The organism is Hymenobacter nitidus (assembly GCF_020447315.1).
GTDB classification, from domain to species: domain Bacteria; phylum Bacteroidota; class Bacteroidia; order Cytophagales; family Hymenobacteraceae; genus Hymenobacter; species Hymenobacter nitidus.
On the sequence record NZ_JAJADQ010000012.1, the window covers coordinates 22804 to 38380 of the forward strand.

Here is a 15577-nt window from a genome sequence, read left to right on the forward strand (position 1 = left end):
GCGGGTGTAGCCGCTCTCTACGCCCGCGCCTGCACCCATGGCCACGAACATGGCCTCGATACTGTACGCGCCGCCGGCGACGAGTCGGGCAACGCCTTGCTACAGGAGTTTATGGCCCTGGCCCGCGCGGTGCACAAAGCGCAGTCCCCCGGAGCCGGCCTGCAGCTGGGGCTGTTCACCCAGACCAGCAATAAGCTGATGAGTGGGGTAGAGGTGGGCTACAACTCTACCGACGAGAAGGCCACGGATTTTCTGCGGAAAAACGTCTATCTGTTCTCGGCCGCGAAGACCCGGCACCAGGCCGTGGAGCTGAGCAAGCAGCTGCTCGACGACGAGGGCCAGATACGGCCGTGGCGGGCGTTTCGGAAAGAGGCCCTGGGCATTCACCAGCAATACAACGTGCGCTGGCTGGAGGCCGAGTATGAGCACGCCGTGGCCAGTGCGCAGATGGCCAGCAAATGGCAGGAATTCGAGGACGAAGATGTACTCCAGTACGAAACCGTAGGTGATAGTCGGGTGCGTCCGGAGCACAAAGCCTGGGACAGCATCACGCTGCCCAAATCGGACCCGTGGTGGCTCACACACTACCCGCCCAACGGCTGGCTGTGCCGGTGCACCGTCATTGGGGGCGCGCCCGGGGCCCGGCACACGCCGCAGAGCATCCTGCCGGCACTACCCGAGCCGGATGGCATTTTCCGGGGCAACGTGGGCAAAACCGGCATCATCTTCCCGCTGGAGCATCCTTACTATGCTGAACTGACCGCCGGCGAGCAGCAACTTGTGCAGAAGGCGGCTGGCCAACGCCACATCAGCGACCTGGTAACGCACAGCAAGTCGCTGGCCGGTGTTCGGCGGGATGGCGTGAGCTCCGCGCTGCAGGCTATCAACAAGGTGCACGTGCTGCCTGAGTCACCCACCAGCAATAAGACACTGCCCATTTCCTTTGCCAAAACGGCCCAGGGCACCAATGGCGTGTTTAGCTACGTGCCCCTGCGGGACGTGCCACCGCCCACGCTGAAACTGTCCTCTGACCTAACCGATGCCGGCCAGATTGCCTTTACTACACTACACGAGTTGGCCCACTTCATTGACCATACTTACCTGGACCTGCCGCGCATGGTGACCAAGTACATGGATAAGGTCGATATCGAGGACGTGCTCAATGCCGTGAAGGAAACCAAGCTCTGGCAATCGTATGATACCATGTTGGCTGACCGGCTGCTGCCCCGCAACCGGCGGGCGTTTCTGGAGGACTATCTGATGCAGCCCTACGAGGTCTGGGCCCGGGTGTACAGTCAGTATATTGCTGAACTCTCCGGCGACGAAGCCATCATCGCGGCCATGGCCAAGGGCCGTACCGGCATCATTGCCGACCAATGGGAGGATGAGGATTTTGAGCCTGTCCGGAATGCCCTACGCTCACTATTTGTTAAAAAAGGATGGACACCAACCGAGTAACAGAGCTAGAAACCAAGTTTGACCAAGGCACGCTCACCTTCGATGAGTATGTGGCGCTGAGCGTCGAGCACTACGGTGAAACCAAGGAAGATGCCGAGCGCATGTGGGTGGGCTATCTGGCCAAGCACACCCCCAACTACGGTAACGGCATCCTGTTCTAATGCAGTTCAACCTGAAGCAGCTGGAGCGGCAGGCCGCCGCCATCGAGCGGTTCATGGCCAAGGCCCCGCGGCAAGTGGGGCAGCTGGCCGTGCGCGAATTCGTGGGCAACTTCAAACGGCAGAGCTTCCAGGATGAGGCCGGCGCTGAGCATGCGTGGCCCTCTCGAAAAGTGCGGCGGTACCGGCGCACGTCGAGCAAGGGTAAGAGCAGCCGCCTGGTGCTCACGGCCGCCGGCAAAGCCGACCGGGGTCGGGCCCTGCTCGTGGACTCGGGCAAGCTGCGCCGCTCCATCCGGGTAGAAGCCGTCGACAAGGACAGCGTGACCGTGGCCACCGATAGTGAGTACGCCCAGGCCCACAACGAAGGGCACCGCTACGACAACCACACGCTGCCTCAGCGTCAGTTTATGGGTGGTTCGAAGCGCTTGAATAATGAGATGATTACTTACCTTAAGTCTGGCATTGAAGCCATATTAAAAGCATAAATGAATTAATATGTTTGAATTTAAAGAGAGATGGCCATGGATTTTGTTAGCCCTTGCTGTTTTTATGTCAACTCTTTATGAGTATGGCTACTGGTCAACATTTCAGTTTAACGCGTTCGAGTATTTCTCTATAGAGGCCTTGATCAAAAACTTTGCTTATGTAGTTATCTCTGGTTTTGCTCCATCAGTTCTGTGTCTGTTAGTTAATCTTGTTCCCAGCATAATACGCGAATACAAGGGTGAGGAAAGCTCATATTCGCTTATTGAGGATTTTGAAGAAAATTATCCGAAGGCTAAGCTAACGTTTGAATTGTTTGCTGTGGCAATGTTTTTTTTTGTTACTGTCTACATAGGCTCCTATTCCAAGTTGCAAGATATTCCATCATGGATAGTCATGATCGATTTAGGGTTGCTTTCACTTTACATAGCATTAGATGATAATTATAAAATATTTGGCAAGAGACAGATTCGTGGTTTAGTTTTATACTTTGTTGGATTCTATTGTTGGGTTGCTGTTAGTACGGGACGTAAAGAGGCAATTGCTATTTTGCGCGGACATAATTGCTTTTATGTGAACCTTTCACCAGGAGAGCAAAAAGATTTAGGTGCTAAGCAGGCAAAGTATATAGGTGCATTAGGTGATTCGTATGCATTTGTTACTGTGGATAACAAGAAGACTTTCTTAGTTACAAAGGAACATATGCCAGCTCTACGGCTGGAAAGATCAAATAAGAAAAGAGGTCTTCCTCGTTTACATTAATATCCAACAAGAATGCTGCATATCCTTTACCCTCAACTGGCTAACCACTTGCGCCAGGCCGTGCCGTCGCTGGGTACCATTGATCTAGATATGGCCCAGCTCGACTACCAGAGCAATGAGCCGATCAGCTACCCAGCGGTGTACATCGACCTGGAGGATATCCCATGGCGCGACATGGGCGCGGGCATCCAGACCGGCCGGGCGCTGCTGCGCTTCACCGTGGCCACCGAAGTATCAGAGGAAACGCACCAGGGCAGCGGACAGGTTGAGGCCGCCGTGGCGCGCCTGCTCATCGTGCAGCAGGTGCATGCGGCCCTGCAGCACTACCAGGGCGAAGGCTTCGGGCCGCTCGTGCGCACGAGTTACCGCCGGGACCGGCCGCAGCATCCGGAGGCCTGGTGCATGGCCCTGGGCTACGTGACCGAAGTAAAGGACGAGGACGGGGCGAAGCGGGGCATTTTGGTAAGCGACGTACAGCTCAGTGCGAGTCCTGGGCTTCGGCCTGTAGTAGAGGAAGAGGGCAACTATATAGTGCCTCTCAAAGAACGGTCATTTGTATAAGGGCTCTAATTCAGCATCTATCTCCATTTGACATAGATATGCATCAGGCATATCTATAATCTTTAACAGCATGCTGGATGTTGATAATGCGCATCTCACCGCCAAGTCAAAAAAGTGTATGCTGCCTCCGAATTTATCGTAGGTAAGCCTCTTGCTAAATGATGAAACGTGGGCTTGCTGAGATAAAGCCGTATAAGCAAAACTCAAGTCCTTTATCAATGTGCTTTGGGGAGTATTGCCTACGTATTCGCATATTTCTGAAAAAGTATACTTCCTTGTCTTCAATGGCGATATACTTTCCGCGTTAGTTGTGAAATTATTAGGGGCAATGTTTCTCCATCCTTGATAAATGGCCTGAATTTCTGCTTCTGAAGAGCTTTCTCGAAGCTTGTTGGTATTTGTTCTTATGAAATTGGCATCTTCACTCATAAGTCTTTCGGGGAAAGTCTTATCATCTTCGAAGAGCCAATAAGCCATGACCATATCATATATAAGTGCTCTGAATATTTGGCTCAGAGGGACTAATAGATTTTTAGTGTCTCTAAGAGGGTCTATCATATAAAGAGCGCCTCTGCAGTTATAACATACTCTTTCTAAGAAGTCAAACGCTACTAAAGCCATTTTGCTATTAACGCTTTTGCCATCAAGTGATTCTAGAAACGGGCTAACTATTTTATAGTAACCTTCTAAGCACTTCTCAATGCGATTTACTCTAAATATAAGTTCTGCTATATGGTTTTCTGGATTCTGCATAGTGCTTCAGGAGTAGAGTTTTGTCTTTGCAATATAGATAACTGACAAAGTATCTTCGCCTTATTTAAATAGACTACGCAGCTGCTTTGGTTTCCTCCGAAGCGTAGATGATATCCTCTACTGTGTGCATCGAGAGGTAGTATTCCTCGGCCAGCTGGGAGATGATGTACTCTCTGGAGTATTTGCGGGGCCGGGGCGCATCGGTGTACCGCTTCTTGAATTGGGCCCGAATCCGGGCGTTGCGCTTCTCTCGATTGGTTTTGCGGGCTAGTACGCGTTTTGTCATAGAATGAGCCAGGCCCCCACGCCCCAGAGCACCAGCGCCACCGCCGCCATCCACGTGCGCTGCTTTCCATTAAAGTCATTCCGGGCCGTGGTGGTGGGCGACTGGTAGCCGTACTGGTATTCGGTCCAAGCAAGGTCCCATGCAGCCCAGTCGGCATATTCGTGCCCATCCTTACCCCACTTGTAGGTAATCCACAGCCGGGTGAAGTTATAAGCCTCATCGTGAAACAGGGGAAACAGCAGCGCCGCCGGCACCAGCTCGAAGCCCACGTAGAGCATCGAGCCGGACCACTTATAGAGCAGCACGCCGGCCAGCGGCAGGGAGGCAACGACAATCCGCTGCAGCACCATTTCGGCATGCTCATTCCGCGTGAAGGCTTCGGCGCCTCGACGAGAATACAGAACGGCCTCGATGATGCCACTCAGGATGCCGAAAAGTTGATACAGCAGTACAATCATTACTTAGCCTCCTGATTTTGGCCCGATACCAATACCAGCACCAGCAGGCCACCCACTACGATGCTACCTGCTATGCTCCAGCCCACGGCCGCAAACGAGTAATCATGTGGCAGGCCCCGGACTATCCACGTGGCAGCAGAGCCCACAATAGCATGGTAAGCAGCACAAGCGGGGTAGGCCACCGGCTGCACTGCTGTTGAAACGAAGTTGAAAATAGATTTCTTCATGATGTAGGCGTTTTGATTTTACCTGTTCTCTTGTACTTAACAGGTATCAAAACTGGCTCCATTCATCATTCAGAGCTAGAAAAGGATAGTTAAAAGTTGATGACGCAGAATATTAATTTACCTTAACGATCTACTTCCGGTATTCTTCAGTAACGCCTCAGACCTAATGATAAACCTTCTTACTTCTCCCCCTTGGCGTATTGTTCAGAGTGCCGACCAAACTATACCACTAGCTACATACAGACACTTAGAAAAACAGTATGTTGAGAGCTTCTTTGCAACTGGTGCATTGCGGTTAAGTTCTGTAAAGAGATTCTCAACTCACACAGACGAGGTTAGAGGAGATAACCAAGAGCATTCTGCTATGTATATGTCGAACTATCGACCTGAAGAGGGAGAGGGAGCAGGACATGCCATAGTGTTCGGCATAAAAGCAACAGAGAAAGCATTTATACTCTGTACAACTCAAACTCCGAGTAATGAGCAGACATTCGAGGGGTGTGACTATGACGCTAGTTTCAGAATCAACGATCCTCTAAGATTCGCTATAGAAGTTGGTAAAGTCCTAGCTACGTTTCGAGGGGGACTACTAGGACCATGCCTTTACAGAGAACCTCCGATACTGACACTGGATCTAGGTAAGTTTAACACAGTAGACTTGAGCCCATCCCAATTGCAGGAAAAGGTAGATCAAGCACAAAGATTAATAGCTGACGACCATGAGATACTCTTCCTAAAAAGAAAGCACTTCGAGAACCAGACAGAATACCGAATGATTTGGTTTGTTGATAATGAAGAGGAATACATAGACATATTCTGTCCTGAGGCAGTAAGATTCTGCGAAAGGCTTACCTGATAAGTAGCTTTGTAGAGAGAGCCTCACCACCGAAGTGATGAGGCATTCCCATTACTGTTTTCTTTATTCTTCTAGAGCAGCTGCTTGAATGGCTTTAAGGCTTTCAAGAGGTAGAACACGGGTTATTTGCTCTTTTTGCTGAGCATTAAACTCAGCAAGCATCCTCCTATAAATTTCTATCGAATAGGAATGATGAGAATTTATATCTTGGCCATGCAGCTCACGATACAAGCCCAACTTTTCGATCAAGAACTCAGCTATGGAATAATGAGGGTCGTTATTACCATCGAACCCTTGGAATTCAAAAGTGAATTGTGACCGCTCTTCAGCAGGTAGTAGGGCAACCGCATTTTCAAGGACTCGAAACATGGTTAATATGTCATACGTCTCTCGGACAGTCGACTCTGGCACTTCTTCGCTCAGAACGTCAAAGATTTTGTGATACAGTCCGATATAACCACGTTCTAATATCTCAGCCTGCATTTCATAGTCCTTGCGCTGGGAATCGTCTAAGAGTGCCAGGATTCGAAACTGATTGATCAATTGGACACGCTCTGTGTTATTCATAATAAGTTTCTTAAAGGTGAGCTTCAATATACGGGCTTAACTAAGCTCATCAAGCTCGGCCCCGCTTCTTCAGTTCAGGGTGGGCATTGATGAAGTACTTGAGGCTGCCGACCGTGCGGCCCAGTTCTGAAGCACAGGCCGCCGCCTTCTTCTGGCCATAGTTCATCAGCAGGTAATTGTAGTCGGCAGTCCGGTAGGCCCGCCGGGATTGGATAGTACGGGTTGGGGGCATATAATCAGGTGGTTACAGGTCGCTAAATGCTTTCTGAAAGGGGGAAGTTTCTCGGAGTTTCTCAGTAAGGATGGAAGCCGTTTTGATCCAGTAGTTTCTTCAGGGTCTCCCACCGCTCCGGGCTCATGCTGTTGATTTTGCAGTTCATTAGCCCATGCTCTGTCTTGGATTCGGCGGCCATGTAGCGGGGCCGGTCGGTGGGTGGCTTGGGGCCGGGCGTTATGATGCGCCCGGCCAGGCCTTCCGCGGTAAAGCCTTTCGCCATTACTGGGTAGAGGTAGGTTTCTTCTTCCTGGCCGGTGCTTTGGGCTTGACTGTCGGCACGGGCGTGTTCAGCCTTTTGACCTCCACCACCAGTGCCTCAGCAGCATCCGCAATGCGGCATAGCGCTGAGAGGAGAAGCAGTTTGTTGCCAGCACGCTGGTTGGTAGGAAGCGTCCTGTTCCGGCTCAGATCGGTGATTTTAGTGCTCATGGATTCTTGAGAGTGTAAGTGATGAAATTGGAGTTTGCTCAGGCAGCCTTGGAATTGTGGCTCAGGTCCGTGAGCCAGGTGAGTAAGTCGGTGCCACGGGCTACGTGGTAGCGAATCCACTCGCGCAGCACCCGCTTTTTGCAGTTGTTGATGACCGTCGTGGCCAGGGGGTGCTCAGCCGGCCAGCCGTGGCGGAGCTGGTGGGCGAAGGTTTTGACCTGCCGACGAACATCTTTTTCCAGGCTCTGGGCTTTGGTGAGGTTGATAGACTCTTTGCGCATCATTTCCTGGTACTGCTCGGGCGTTTTGAAGCCCGAGAAGGCCCCGACGCTTTTCAGCCAGTTGTAAGCCAGATTGCCGGCGTCGAGCGGATTGGGGAAATAGCCGAGCGTGGCCACCTGCCGGGCCAGCTGGGCCACCGCCGCCGGCAGCTCATGTTCGAAGGTGGGCGCGGGCAACTGCTTCCGCTCTGCTTCGGCCGCCGTCTGCAAGGCCTTGAGGGCATCGGCGCGGCACGTGGCCTGGTAGCTGCTCAGCCAGTGGGTGAAGTTGGGCAGCGACGGGGCTAGGAAGCCGTTGGGGAGTAGCCACTCTCCAGAGGCACCCCGAATCAGGGCCTCGGTAATCTCGGCCAGCTTCAGGGCCGGGAAGCGCCGGTGCACCACGGCAGCCAACGCCGTGCCCATTACCTTCAGGTCCTTGGCTTCGGCCAGGGCGTTGTTGTGGCCCAGCAGCAGAGCTACGGCCGAAAGAGGCTGGTACAGGGCTTTGCGCAATTCCACCGACGTGAACGTATTGGCGGCGGGCTCTTGGCTGAGCACCAGGGCAGCGGCCTGGCGCACTTGAGGGGAGAGGGAGGGAGGCAGCTGGCGCTGCAGCTCCGGACGGAGGGCAAGGGCTGTGCTCATCGGGCTACTGGTTTTCTTCTTCATCATCCAGGGCCATGGCTGCCTCGATAGCGCTACGGCGCTTATCAACCTGGCCCACTTTACCGGGCTTGCCGCCGGCCACCGGCATCTTGGTCACGAGGCCGGCATCAGAGTCCCGTTCCCGCTTCAGCCAGGCGTGCACGTAATTGCGCCAGCCGGCTTCGTCCCGATCTTCCTCCCCCAAAGCTTTGACCTTCATGTCGGGCAGGTAGTACTCAGCGCAGGCCGTGGAGCAGTTGCATTGGCTGGCCAGCTCTCGGAAGCCCTCCAGCGTAGCAAACTTGGAATCTGCGAAGGGCCGCCGCGCCGCCCCCCTAGTGTGCGAAGCCGACGCGGTAGCGCCACCAGGACGAACAGCGTTCAGGCTGTTGCGGAGCTGGTCCCGCTGGTGGGTAACTGTCTCCAGCTTGGCCGACAACTCCTCATTTTTTTTTGAGGCGGCGGCGAGGGCGGAGCGCAGCGCCTCCACCTCCACCGTCTGGTCGTTCTTGGTCGTATGGTCGTCTCTATATACGCGCGACCCTACTTGGCTATAGTTTGACCCCAGTTGTCCATAGTTGGTGCCCTGGTTGTCTATAGTTTCGGACAAAGTGGCTATAGCCATTCGGTCCGTTTTGTCTATAGTTGGGGCCGTTTTGTCTATAGTTAGGGCTTGCGAAACGAAGCGTATTGCCGCCGGCATATCGGTACCGGCGTAGCACGCCCGCAGTTGCGGAGAGGGCAGCATCTCCCGCTTGTTGGTGGCGCCCGACACGTCGAGCAGGCCCAGCGCTTCCAGGCCTGCCAGCGTACGCGAAATGGTACGGGGGCTGGCCTGGAGCCGCTCGGCCAGGTACTCATTGGATGCGTTGCAGGTGCCGGCGGTACCATTCTCCACCAGCTCACAGACCTCAATCAGCACCGCCTTATAGGTGCGGTTGATGCCGGCAAGTTGGTTGAGGTTCTGACGAATGGGAAGCATGCGGCGGGAAGGGGTAAAGGAGCCGCCCACGTGGGCGGCCATCATCGGCAGGGCACTCATGGGCGGTCAAGGTGTCGGGGTGGATACTTGCGGCCCTCGTCCCGGCCGAAGAGGCTGGCCTGCTCCACGGGCCGCATCGCCGGGTAGAGCTGGTACATGTCTTCGATCAGTTCCTCGATGACAGCAATGCGGTGGGCAGCATCCTCAGCACTAATGCCGGTTTTGGAATTCTGCCGGTGCTTGTCAATCCAGCCAGGGTACACGCGCTTGCGGGTGCTCAGCTCCCGGAGTAGCTCGGTTACGCGCTGGCCAGGGGTGGTCTTAGGCACGGGCCACCTCCTTTCCTGCCAGCAGGGCCAACAACTGCTGGGCTGCCTTGTGAAGGGTCGGACCGCCAAAATCCGATACTCCATGCTCACCAGGGAGGTAGATGCTCCAGACTGCACCGCCCACATGAAATAGAGTGCCGAGCCAGGTACTGCCTTGGTAGACATAATAGTGTACATCTCCCATCTGCTCAGCCTGCACACGGGCCACTAGGCCGCCGGGCAACACCTGCTTCGGCGCATCGGGTTCTGGGCCTTCCGGATGCGGCCCCAGCCGGCGGATAGGCTGCCGCTGAGGGGCAACGAACAAGGAAAGCTGGCTACTCATCGTCGAGCGTCCTCCCCCGTAGGATTTCAGGAAATACCATGGACAAAGGGCTAAACACTAGCATGTGCATGGTTTTCTACCTGTGCCATTTCCTCCATCAGCCATTCCATGCCCTGCTCTTTCTCCAGCAGTAGCGATGCGGTGGCCACGGTAGCATCCTGGCAGATACCCATCAGGCGGCCGGTTTCGGCAACACCCAGCGCGGCCTGGTTCTGCTCGGCAAACTCATAGAGGGCAGCCGCTGCGGCGGTGCGCTCTGTGGCCAGCTCCTGTTTGCGCGTGGCGCAGGCTTCCACAAACAGCTGGTTTTGCTGGAGGTGGGCATTGGCTTCCCAGATCGGCTTCACTTTGGGTGCGGTGGCCAGCTGGGCCAGCACCTCAACTAGTGGGTTTTCTTCGGACGCCGCGGGTGCTGTAGGGATTACTGTAGCCGGCACGCTGGCCACGGGTGCCGGCTGGGTAGGGCGCACAGCGTCTACATCGTCCAGCGTAGGCGCGCCCACATTTTTGGACTGCTTGAACTCATCGGATTCCTCTTCCCCGTACACGCCCAGCTCATAGAAGCCCATCAGCATGAGGATGCTGCGCGACTTGGCGCGCTTCTCGGCCATCTCGGCGTAGTAGCTCACATGACTATTCTTGGCATTCGCGGAACCCAGCGACTGAACGCTGAGCCTCCTGCGGTCAACCGAACGGACGGCCGTGGCCTTCACTACGGCGAAGTCTGCGCCGGCAGCAGCCAGCTCAATATCAACTTTGATGTTATTCAGGCCCTGAATCTTCTCGATGCCGGGGCGGCTGATAATCCAGTTTCCGGACTGCTTGTGCTGCCATACATCGGTTTTACCCAGGCCGTTGGCTTTGCACAGGTTGCGGAAAGTTTCTAATTGTTCTATGGTTTGCATAAGTTTGCGGCCAGTCCCGGCCTTTCTTGGTGAAAAGGTTTAGGAGGGCGGCACTCGGTCAGGGGTGCCGCCCTCACTTTTTTAGTAGCCGTTGGGGTTGGCTTGCTCTCTATCCTGCAGGGAAACTGCCTTAGTCGGGGCCAGCTTCTTCTGGCAGGCACTCAGCACCAGGCTGCCCACCACGAAGGCTACCACCAGCACCAGGCCCACCAGCGCTTCCACCTTCTGGCCCAGCGTTGAGAGCAGGCTTACCGCCTCGTACTCTTCTGCCTCAGTAGGTCCATTGTAGGAGAGTGTGGCAGAAGCCGGGGTAAAATCGTTGACGGCGTAAGGCATGGTGGAGGGCGCAGCAGAGCAGAGGTCGAGCCGGTAAATCATATCGTGCCGGCCGGTCACGATGAAGCTGGTGCCGTCTGAGGCTTGCCAGCGAAGGGCGCCGCCGGCATCGATGCCCAGGCGGCGCGACAATTCGGAGTGCAGGACGGTCTTCATGCTGCTTGCTGTGTTGCAAGTGTCAGCTGAGTCTGCATCGGCTGGCGCTGCCGGTTCAGTTCTTTTTGGGCAGCCTGCCGGCACTGGTACTCGGCGTTCAGCTTCGTGCGGCAGCCATCGACACCACACAGGTAATGGCTGTTGTAGGTTGCCGTGGCGCTCCAGCCGTCGGCGTACTTCTTGGAGGTGATACTAAGCATCGGTCAGAATGATTAGAGGTGAGAAAATGAGGTTTAAGCGGCTTCTTCGAGGTCGTCGTATTCGTCTTGACCGAGGTTGTCGTGCTCTTCCAGCGCTGCCGAGCGGGCCTCTAGCACGGCGGTGAAGTGGGCCAGCAGCCATTCACGCTCAGCCGGGTGGCACACCATGGCCAACTCCCGGGCCTGCTGGTATTCGTCGCGCGGGTCGATGAGCACCTCGTGGGCCGACAGTACCGCCAGCAGCTCACGCGGGTGGATTGAGTCAGCGGGTACTGGCACCTGGTGCTTGAGCTTTTCCCGCTGAGCCTTCAGGCGGGTGGCTAGGCGGTGCTGTTCGGTACTGCTCCAGCCTGGGTACTGCTCCATGCGCTCTTTCACTAGGTCCGGATGCTTTTCCAGCAGCAGCGGGTTGGTGAGCCAGAAGGCGCAGGCCGCGCGGGCTGGCATTCGGGAAGGCAGCAGCACGAAAGCGGTGTTAATAGAGGCGGTGGCCAACAGTGTCATTAGGCTGCTTCCTGTGTGGTACCAACCAAATGAGCATAGCCAGCTGGGTCGAGGTAGCGGAACACCGCCGACTCACTCACCACGATTTTCTTACCCATGCGCTGATGCTTAATAGCATTTGCGCGGAGCAGGGCGTAAGCTGTGTTCTTGCAGCAGCCCAGGCGCTCGTGCAGTCGGTCATCGTAGTCCAAGCCTTCGGTGGGCTCGTCGCTCAAAACGTAACGGCGCGCCAACATTCTGAATTTGGCTTCCTCAGAAGCTTGAGCAGCAGCAGCCATTCCCAGAATGAACTTCTCTTGGGGGGCAGTCAGGTTTAGGCCTACGCCTGTATTGTTTATTACTAACTCCATGATTTAAATGGTAAGAAATGTGGTGAAATGGCTTGTTGGAATGAGAAAAAGCTTAACAAAACGATGCAGACAGGGCAAAAAAAAGCCTCAGCCTTTTTTGGCTTTTTCTTCTATCCACTCGGCGGCAATATCAACGATTCGCACTCGCTGGCCTGTGGCTGCTTGCCTACGAGCTTGCTCTTTTACCAAGGCTGTTCGGGCATCTTGAGATACCTCAGCTTGGACGCTGTAAGTAGACTTGGTTGCTTTCTGTCGCATGGCGCTATGGTATGTTCTTCATAACAAATATACGTAACATAACTTACCACAGTATACCAATATGTAAAATATTTTTACCATATGCTTTGTATGGAGTTGTTTTGTAAAGGATTCCTTGCTCAAAATCATGTCTGCTGCGCTCTCACAAACCAAATCGAACCAAGCCACTCGCCTTGCCGAGCTTCGCCGCCAGAGCGGGATGTCACAGCGAGAGGTAGCAGACAATATCAATAAGCTAGGCGTGAAAATAAGCTACCCCCGTATTGGTGCTTACGAAGCGGATAAGGACATCCAAATAAAAATGCCTGTGCTCAAAGCACTGGCGAAAGTTTACAAGACCACAATTGAGTTTATCGAGCGTGGCGACACAACTCCACCTAAACCCACCGGTGCTAATATAGAAGTGCAACCACTCGCCACTGGCGGGGAAGGGGGCCGCATCCTGGGTAGTTTACCTTTTATGGAATACGTGAACCTACCATTCATCCCATACACGGCTTTCGGCACCTTTGCCGAGAATTGTCGGGACCCCAACTACGAAGAGTTTCGCTTCGTCCCCGTTTTAAAGCGGCCAGGCCTGGACTATGATAACGCTGTCGTTATCGAGGTACGGGGAAACAGCATGGCCCCACGCTACCCGGATCAGAGTTGCCACGTGGCACGCCCCGTCTCAGATGGTAATTGGCAATATGCCACTGGTGTACATGGACTATCCTTGCGCAACCACATGTTTCTGATTAAGCGCATTGTGGGTAATAAGGAAGGTACCATCACCTTAAGCAGTGATGCTACCAATGAGCAAATGGAAATAACGCTCGGGGATATTAACTGCATGTGGAAGGTCGGGGAAGCTGCTTATATGCCCTCCGAGGATTAAATCAACCAGTCTTATGAAAAAGTATGCACTTCCGCTTCTGCTCCTAATAAGCTGTGGCGGACCAGATTCGTCATTTCGTTTGATTCCTCAAACTCAGAAGCCAAACCACCTCTACCTGCAGGTTGTCAACTTCCACGGTGAGTGGGGAGCTTTGCAAGATTCTATGCAATGGTATGCTGATGGAGTTGCGGGGCCTGAGCAGTCCGTAATGGTGCACGTGCTGGATACGACTATGAGTGCGCCCCCTGTATCTGGGCTGTATGGGGGAAAGCAAATGCAGCAAAAAGTAGTTGCGCAGTTGGTACGGCCAGCTGGCGGGGGCGAAGTAATATTCTCCCAAAACCCTTTCGATAATTCACGCTACAAGTAATTCTCGTGAACCTGTCGATTCGCCAACGCACCGACCGGCCAGATAAGAAGGGGCAGTGTCAAATCTTCTTTGATATTACCTGGAACAATCAGCAGTTGCTCGTGGCTACTGGCGTTAAGTGTCTGCCGGCACACCTACAGCCAAACAAGAAGCTTACCGTATCTGGCAAGGATCTGCTCGCTGGCGAAAAGAACGATAAGCTTGACGCGGTACTAGCAGCCATCAGTGGTGTGTTCAAGCTGGCCTCAGCAACGGATGCGCTTGTGACACCCGACCAGCTCAAATCCGCGGTGGCCCTGGCTGCTGGTCGGAAACAAGCAGCCAAGCCCGAGGCAACAGCGGCGCCCGCCTGCACCCCGCTGCAAGCCTTGTACGAGGTTTGGAAACGGGAGCATCCCAATCAGAGTCTCGACGCTGCCCGGCGCTATACCCAGGTAGTTGCCCGCCTCGAATCATTCCAGCCCGGCCTGACACTGGAGCAGCTGACCCGCCCGATATTCATGGACTACCTGAGCATGCTCTACGAGGCAGGCCTCAGCGACGGGACTATTTCCCACCACGTAAAGTTCCTGCGCATCTGCCACCGCCTGGCCGAGCGGCCGGTACCGGTATGGCTGAAAATCAAAGTACGCTATGGCCGCGCGGTTTCCCTACGGCGCGAAGAACTGCAGGCGGTGCTCAGCGTCGACCTGAGCAGCACGCCCTACCTGGAACGGGAGCGGGAGCGGATGCTCTTCCAGACGCTGCTGCTGCTCCGGGATTCTGACCTACGCCGCATCAAGCCCCACCACATCACCGAGCAGGAACTCGTGGGCTTCGGCCGCCTGCACGTGCTGGAGTTCTACCAGAAGAAGACCGGGGAAGAGGTCCGATTACCGGTGCCGCCGGCGGCCGTGGCTATCTGGCAACGGTGGGAGGGTAAGGTGCCCAACGTGACCCAGCAGAAGCGCAACATGTACCTGAAGGAAATGGCCCGGGCAGCCGGCCTGGAGCGGGGCTTCGTTCGAGTGCGCTACCACCAGGGCCAGCCCCTGGAGGAAGTATTGCCGCTCTGGCAGGTGGTGACGACCCACACCCCCCGCCACACCGGGGCCGACCTGGTGCTCTGGGGGAGCAATGGTGACCAGAATTTAAAGGAGGTTGCCCTGGGCCACTTGGCTGGGGCCAGCGTCTACGGCTATGACCGCATCGAGCGCTACGGCCCGCTGTTCCTGCGGGCGTGGGCAGAAGTATTGGCAACTCCGATTTCTGCCAATACTTTTCTTGGTACATCAGAGCAAGCAGATAGTAAGACCTGTGACGTAATGGTAAATCAGATGCCGTTTACGGGCGCTTTCTACCGTGTCGTGCCAAGCTATGGCAAATAGGCAACTCCCTGCAGCTCCACTTTAAACCCGCCTTACAGCATTGTAGGGCGGGTTTTTTGGTTTCTGCGCCTCATTGTGGCGGCTTGGTTTCAACTCGTTTCTTTTCAGTCCAGGCTCTTGCCTGGCTTTTGAAATTCTTTGCTTGACGCTTGTGATACTTGCTGGCCGGGGCAGCGCTACCACAAATTTTGATGCGCTGAAGCGAAGGTGCGGTTCCGAAAAAGCCGGGGGTGGCCGCTGGTTGCCCGCCCCTATAAGCTCTAGCGCTGTCAGTCGCAGCGGCTCCGTTGGGCAAGCAACGGTTATACGCTTACATAACACGTAGAAAAGGCTGTTGAGAGCTTCGTATAGCTGTTTTTTATATATAAAAACAGCCCGCTGGTTCCAGGATAAATTCGTGGCTTCCGATTGGGGTTTTAGCCCTGGTTTCGT

The 15577-nt window shown here is 54.7% G+C and carries 24 protein-coding genes; 8 read left to right on the forward strand and 16 right to left on the reverse strand.

The window, feature by feature from the left end; translation table 11 throughout:
* The first annotated feature begins 111 nt into the window (after nt 1-111).
* From LGH70_RS19610 to LGH70_RS19630, 5 genes are read left to right on the forward strand one after another with little or no spacing between them, the layout of a single operon-like run.
* Nucleotides 112-1458 (forward strand): phage head morphogenesis protein, encoded by a 1347-nt coding sequence (locus tag LGH70_RS19610; protein ID WP_226189239.1) that lies wholly within the window; start codon nt 112-114, stop codon nt 1456-1458.
* Nucleotides 1440-1619: a hypothetical protein gene (locus LGH70_RS19615; protein WP_226189242.1), complete on the forward strand. Its 180-nt coding sequence runs from the start codon at nt 1440-1442 to the stop codon at nt 1617-1619. Before LGH70_RS19610 ends, LGH70_RS19615 begins: the two co-directional genes overlap by 19 nt.
* On the forward strand, nt 1619-2104 hold the full coding sequence (locus tag LGH70_RS19620; RefSeq protein WP_226189244.1) for a phage virion morphogenesis family protein: 486 nt from the start codon (nt 1619-1621) through the stop codon (nt 2102-2104). The genes LGH70_RS19615 and LGH70_RS19620 overlap by 1 nt, the downstream gene beginning before the upstream one ends.
* A gap of 10 nt (nt 2105-2114) precedes the next feature.
* Nucleotides 2115-2864: a hypothetical protein gene (locus LGH70_RS19625; RefSeq protein ID WP_226189247.1), complete on the forward strand. Its 750-nt coding sequence runs from the start codon at nt 2115-2117 to the stop codon at nt 2862-2864.
* 12 nt (nt 2865-2876) lie between these two features.
* Nucleotides 2877-3425 (forward strand): hypothetical protein, encoded by a 549-nt coding sequence (locus LGH70_RS19630; protein WP_226189250.1) that lies wholly within the window; start codon nt 2877-2879, stop codon nt 3423-3425.
* On the opposite strand, the gene LGH70_RS19635 is transcribed toward LGH70_RS19630, so the two are convergent.
* From LGH70_RS19635 to LGH70_RS19650, 4 genes are all read right to left on the reverse strand, one after another.
* Nucleotides 3414-4178 (reverse strand): hypothetical protein, encoded by a 765-nt coding sequence (locus LGH70_RS19635; protein ID WP_226189253.1) that lies wholly within the window; start codon nt 4176-4178, stop codon nt 3414-3416. The two genes, LGH70_RS19630 and LGH70_RS19635, sit on opposite strands and share 12 nt — an antisense overlap.
* Nucleotides 4179-4251: 73 nt before the next feature.
* On the reverse strand, nt 4252-4464 hold the full coding sequence (locus LGH70_RS19640; protein ID WP_226189256.1) for a hypothetical protein: 213 nt from the start codon (nt 4462-4464) through the stop codon (nt 4252-4254).
* A complete protein-coding gene (locus LGH70_RS19645) occupies nt 4461-4922 on the reverse strand; it encodes a hypothetical protein (protein ID WP_226189260.1) in 462 nt (153 codons plus the stop codon). Before LGH70_RS19645 ends, LGH70_RS19640 begins: the two co-directional genes overlap by 4 nt.
* Nucleotides 4922-5149 (reverse strand): hypothetical protein, encoded by a 228-nt coding sequence (locus LGH70_RS19650; RefSeq protein ID WP_226189262.1) that lies wholly within the window; start codon nt 5147-5149, stop codon nt 4922-4924. Before LGH70_RS19650 ends, LGH70_RS19645 begins: the two co-directional genes overlap by 1 nt.
* A 166-nt stretch (nt 5150-5315) precedes the next feature.
* Here LGH70_RS19650 and LGH70_RS19655 point away from each other — a divergent pair, with 166 nt between their 5' ends.
* Nucleotides 5316-6005, forward strand: coding sequence for a hypothetical protein (locus LGH70_RS19655; protein ID WP_226189265.1), 690 nt, complete (start codon nt 5316-5318; stop codon nt 6003-6005).
* 63 nt (nt 6006-6068) lie between these two features.
* On the opposite strand, the gene LGH70_RS19660 is transcribed toward LGH70_RS19655, so the two are convergent.
* The 12 genes from LGH70_RS19660 to LGH70_RS19715 all read right to left on the reverse strand — a co-directional run bounded on the left by LGH70_RS19660 (nt 6069) and on the right by LGH70_RS19715 (nt 12159).
* Entirely contained in the window at nt 6069-6599 is a 531-nt protein-coding gene (locus tag LGH70_RS19660; RefSeq protein WP_226189268.1) for a YfbU family protein, read from the reverse strand.
* A gap of 22 nt (nt 6600-6621) precedes the next feature.
* Nucleotides 6622-6804: a hypothetical protein gene (locus tag LGH70_RS19665; RefSeq protein ID WP_226189271.1), complete on the reverse strand. Its 183-nt coding sequence runs from the start codon at nt 6802-6804 to the stop codon at nt 6622-6624.
* A gap of 61 nt (nt 6805-6865) precedes the next feature.
* A complete protein-coding gene (locus LGH70_RS19670; protein ID WP_226189273.1) occupies nt 6866-7069 on the reverse strand; it encodes a hypothetical protein in 204 nt (67 codons plus the stop codon).
* Complete coding sequence (locus LGH70_RS19675; protein ID WP_226189276.1) at nt 7069-7278, reverse strand: hypothetical protein; 210 nt, start codon at nt 7276-7278, stop codon at nt 7069-7071. The genes LGH70_RS19670 and LGH70_RS19675 overlap by 1 nt, the downstream gene beginning before the upstream one ends.
* Nucleotides 7279-7316: 38 nt before the next feature.
* On the reverse strand, nt 7317-8186 hold the full coding sequence (locus LGH70_RS19680; RefSeq protein ID WP_226189278.1) for a hypothetical protein: 870 nt from the start codon (nt 8184-8186) through the stop codon (nt 7317-7319).
* A gap of 4 nt (nt 8187-8190) precedes the next feature.
* Nucleotides 8191-9228 (reverse strand): helix-turn-helix domain-containing protein, encoded by a 1038-nt coding sequence (locus tag LGH70_RS19685; protein WP_226189280.1) that lies wholly within the window; start codon nt 9226-9228, stop codon nt 8191-8193.
* On the reverse strand, nt 9225-9497 hold the full coding sequence (locus LGH70_RS19690; protein ID WP_226189282.1) for a hypothetical protein: 273 nt from the start codon (nt 9495-9497) through the stop codon (nt 9225-9227). Before LGH70_RS19690 ends, LGH70_RS19685 begins: the two co-directional genes overlap by 4 nt.
* Before the next feature lie 375 nt (nt 9498-9872).
* Nucleotides 9873-10727, reverse strand: a complete 855-nt coding sequence (locus LGH70_RS19695) for a hypothetical protein (protein ID WP_226189284.1) — start codon at nt 10725-10727, stop codon at nt 9873-9875.
* An 81-nt stretch (nt 10728-10808) separates the two neighbouring features.
* A complete protein-coding gene (locus tag LGH70_RS19700) occupies nt 10809-11219 on the reverse strand; it encodes a hypothetical protein (protein WP_226189285.1) in 411 nt (136 codons plus the stop codon).
* Entirely contained in the window at nt 11216-11419 is a 204-nt protein-coding gene (locus LGH70_RS19705; RefSeq protein ID WP_226189287.1) for a hypothetical protein, read from the reverse strand. The genes LGH70_RS19700 and LGH70_RS19705 overlap by 4 nt, the downstream gene beginning before the upstream one ends.
* Before the next feature lie 33 nt (nt 11420-11452).
* Nucleotides 11453-11923 (reverse strand): hypothetical protein, encoded by a 471-nt coding sequence (locus LGH70_RS19710; RefSeq protein ID WP_226189288.1) that lies wholly within the window; start codon nt 11921-11923, stop codon nt 11453-11455.
* A complete protein-coding gene (locus LGH70_RS19715; RefSeq protein ID WP_226189290.1) occupies nt 11923-12159 on the reverse strand; it encodes a helix-turn-helix domain-containing protein in 237 nt (78 codons plus the stop codon). Before LGH70_RS19715 ends, LGH70_RS19710 begins: the two co-directional genes overlap by 1 nt.
* A 499-nt stretch (nt 12160-12658) precedes the next feature.
* Here LGH70_RS19715 and LGH70_RS19720 point away from each other — a divergent pair, with 499 nt between their 5' ends.
* On the forward strand, nt 12659-13408 hold the full coding sequence (locus LGH70_RS19720; protein WP_226189291.1) for a LexA family transcriptional regulator: 750 nt from the start codon (nt 12659-12661) through the stop codon (nt 13406-13408).
* A 375-nt stretch (nt 13409-13783) separates the two neighbouring features.
* Nucleotides 13784-15145, forward strand: coding sequence for a phage integrase SAM-like domain-containing protein (locus LGH70_RS19725; protein ID WP_226189293.1), 1362 nt, complete (start codon nt 13784-13786; stop codon nt 15143-15145).
* Nucleotides 15146-15577: the final 432 nt, after the last annotated feature.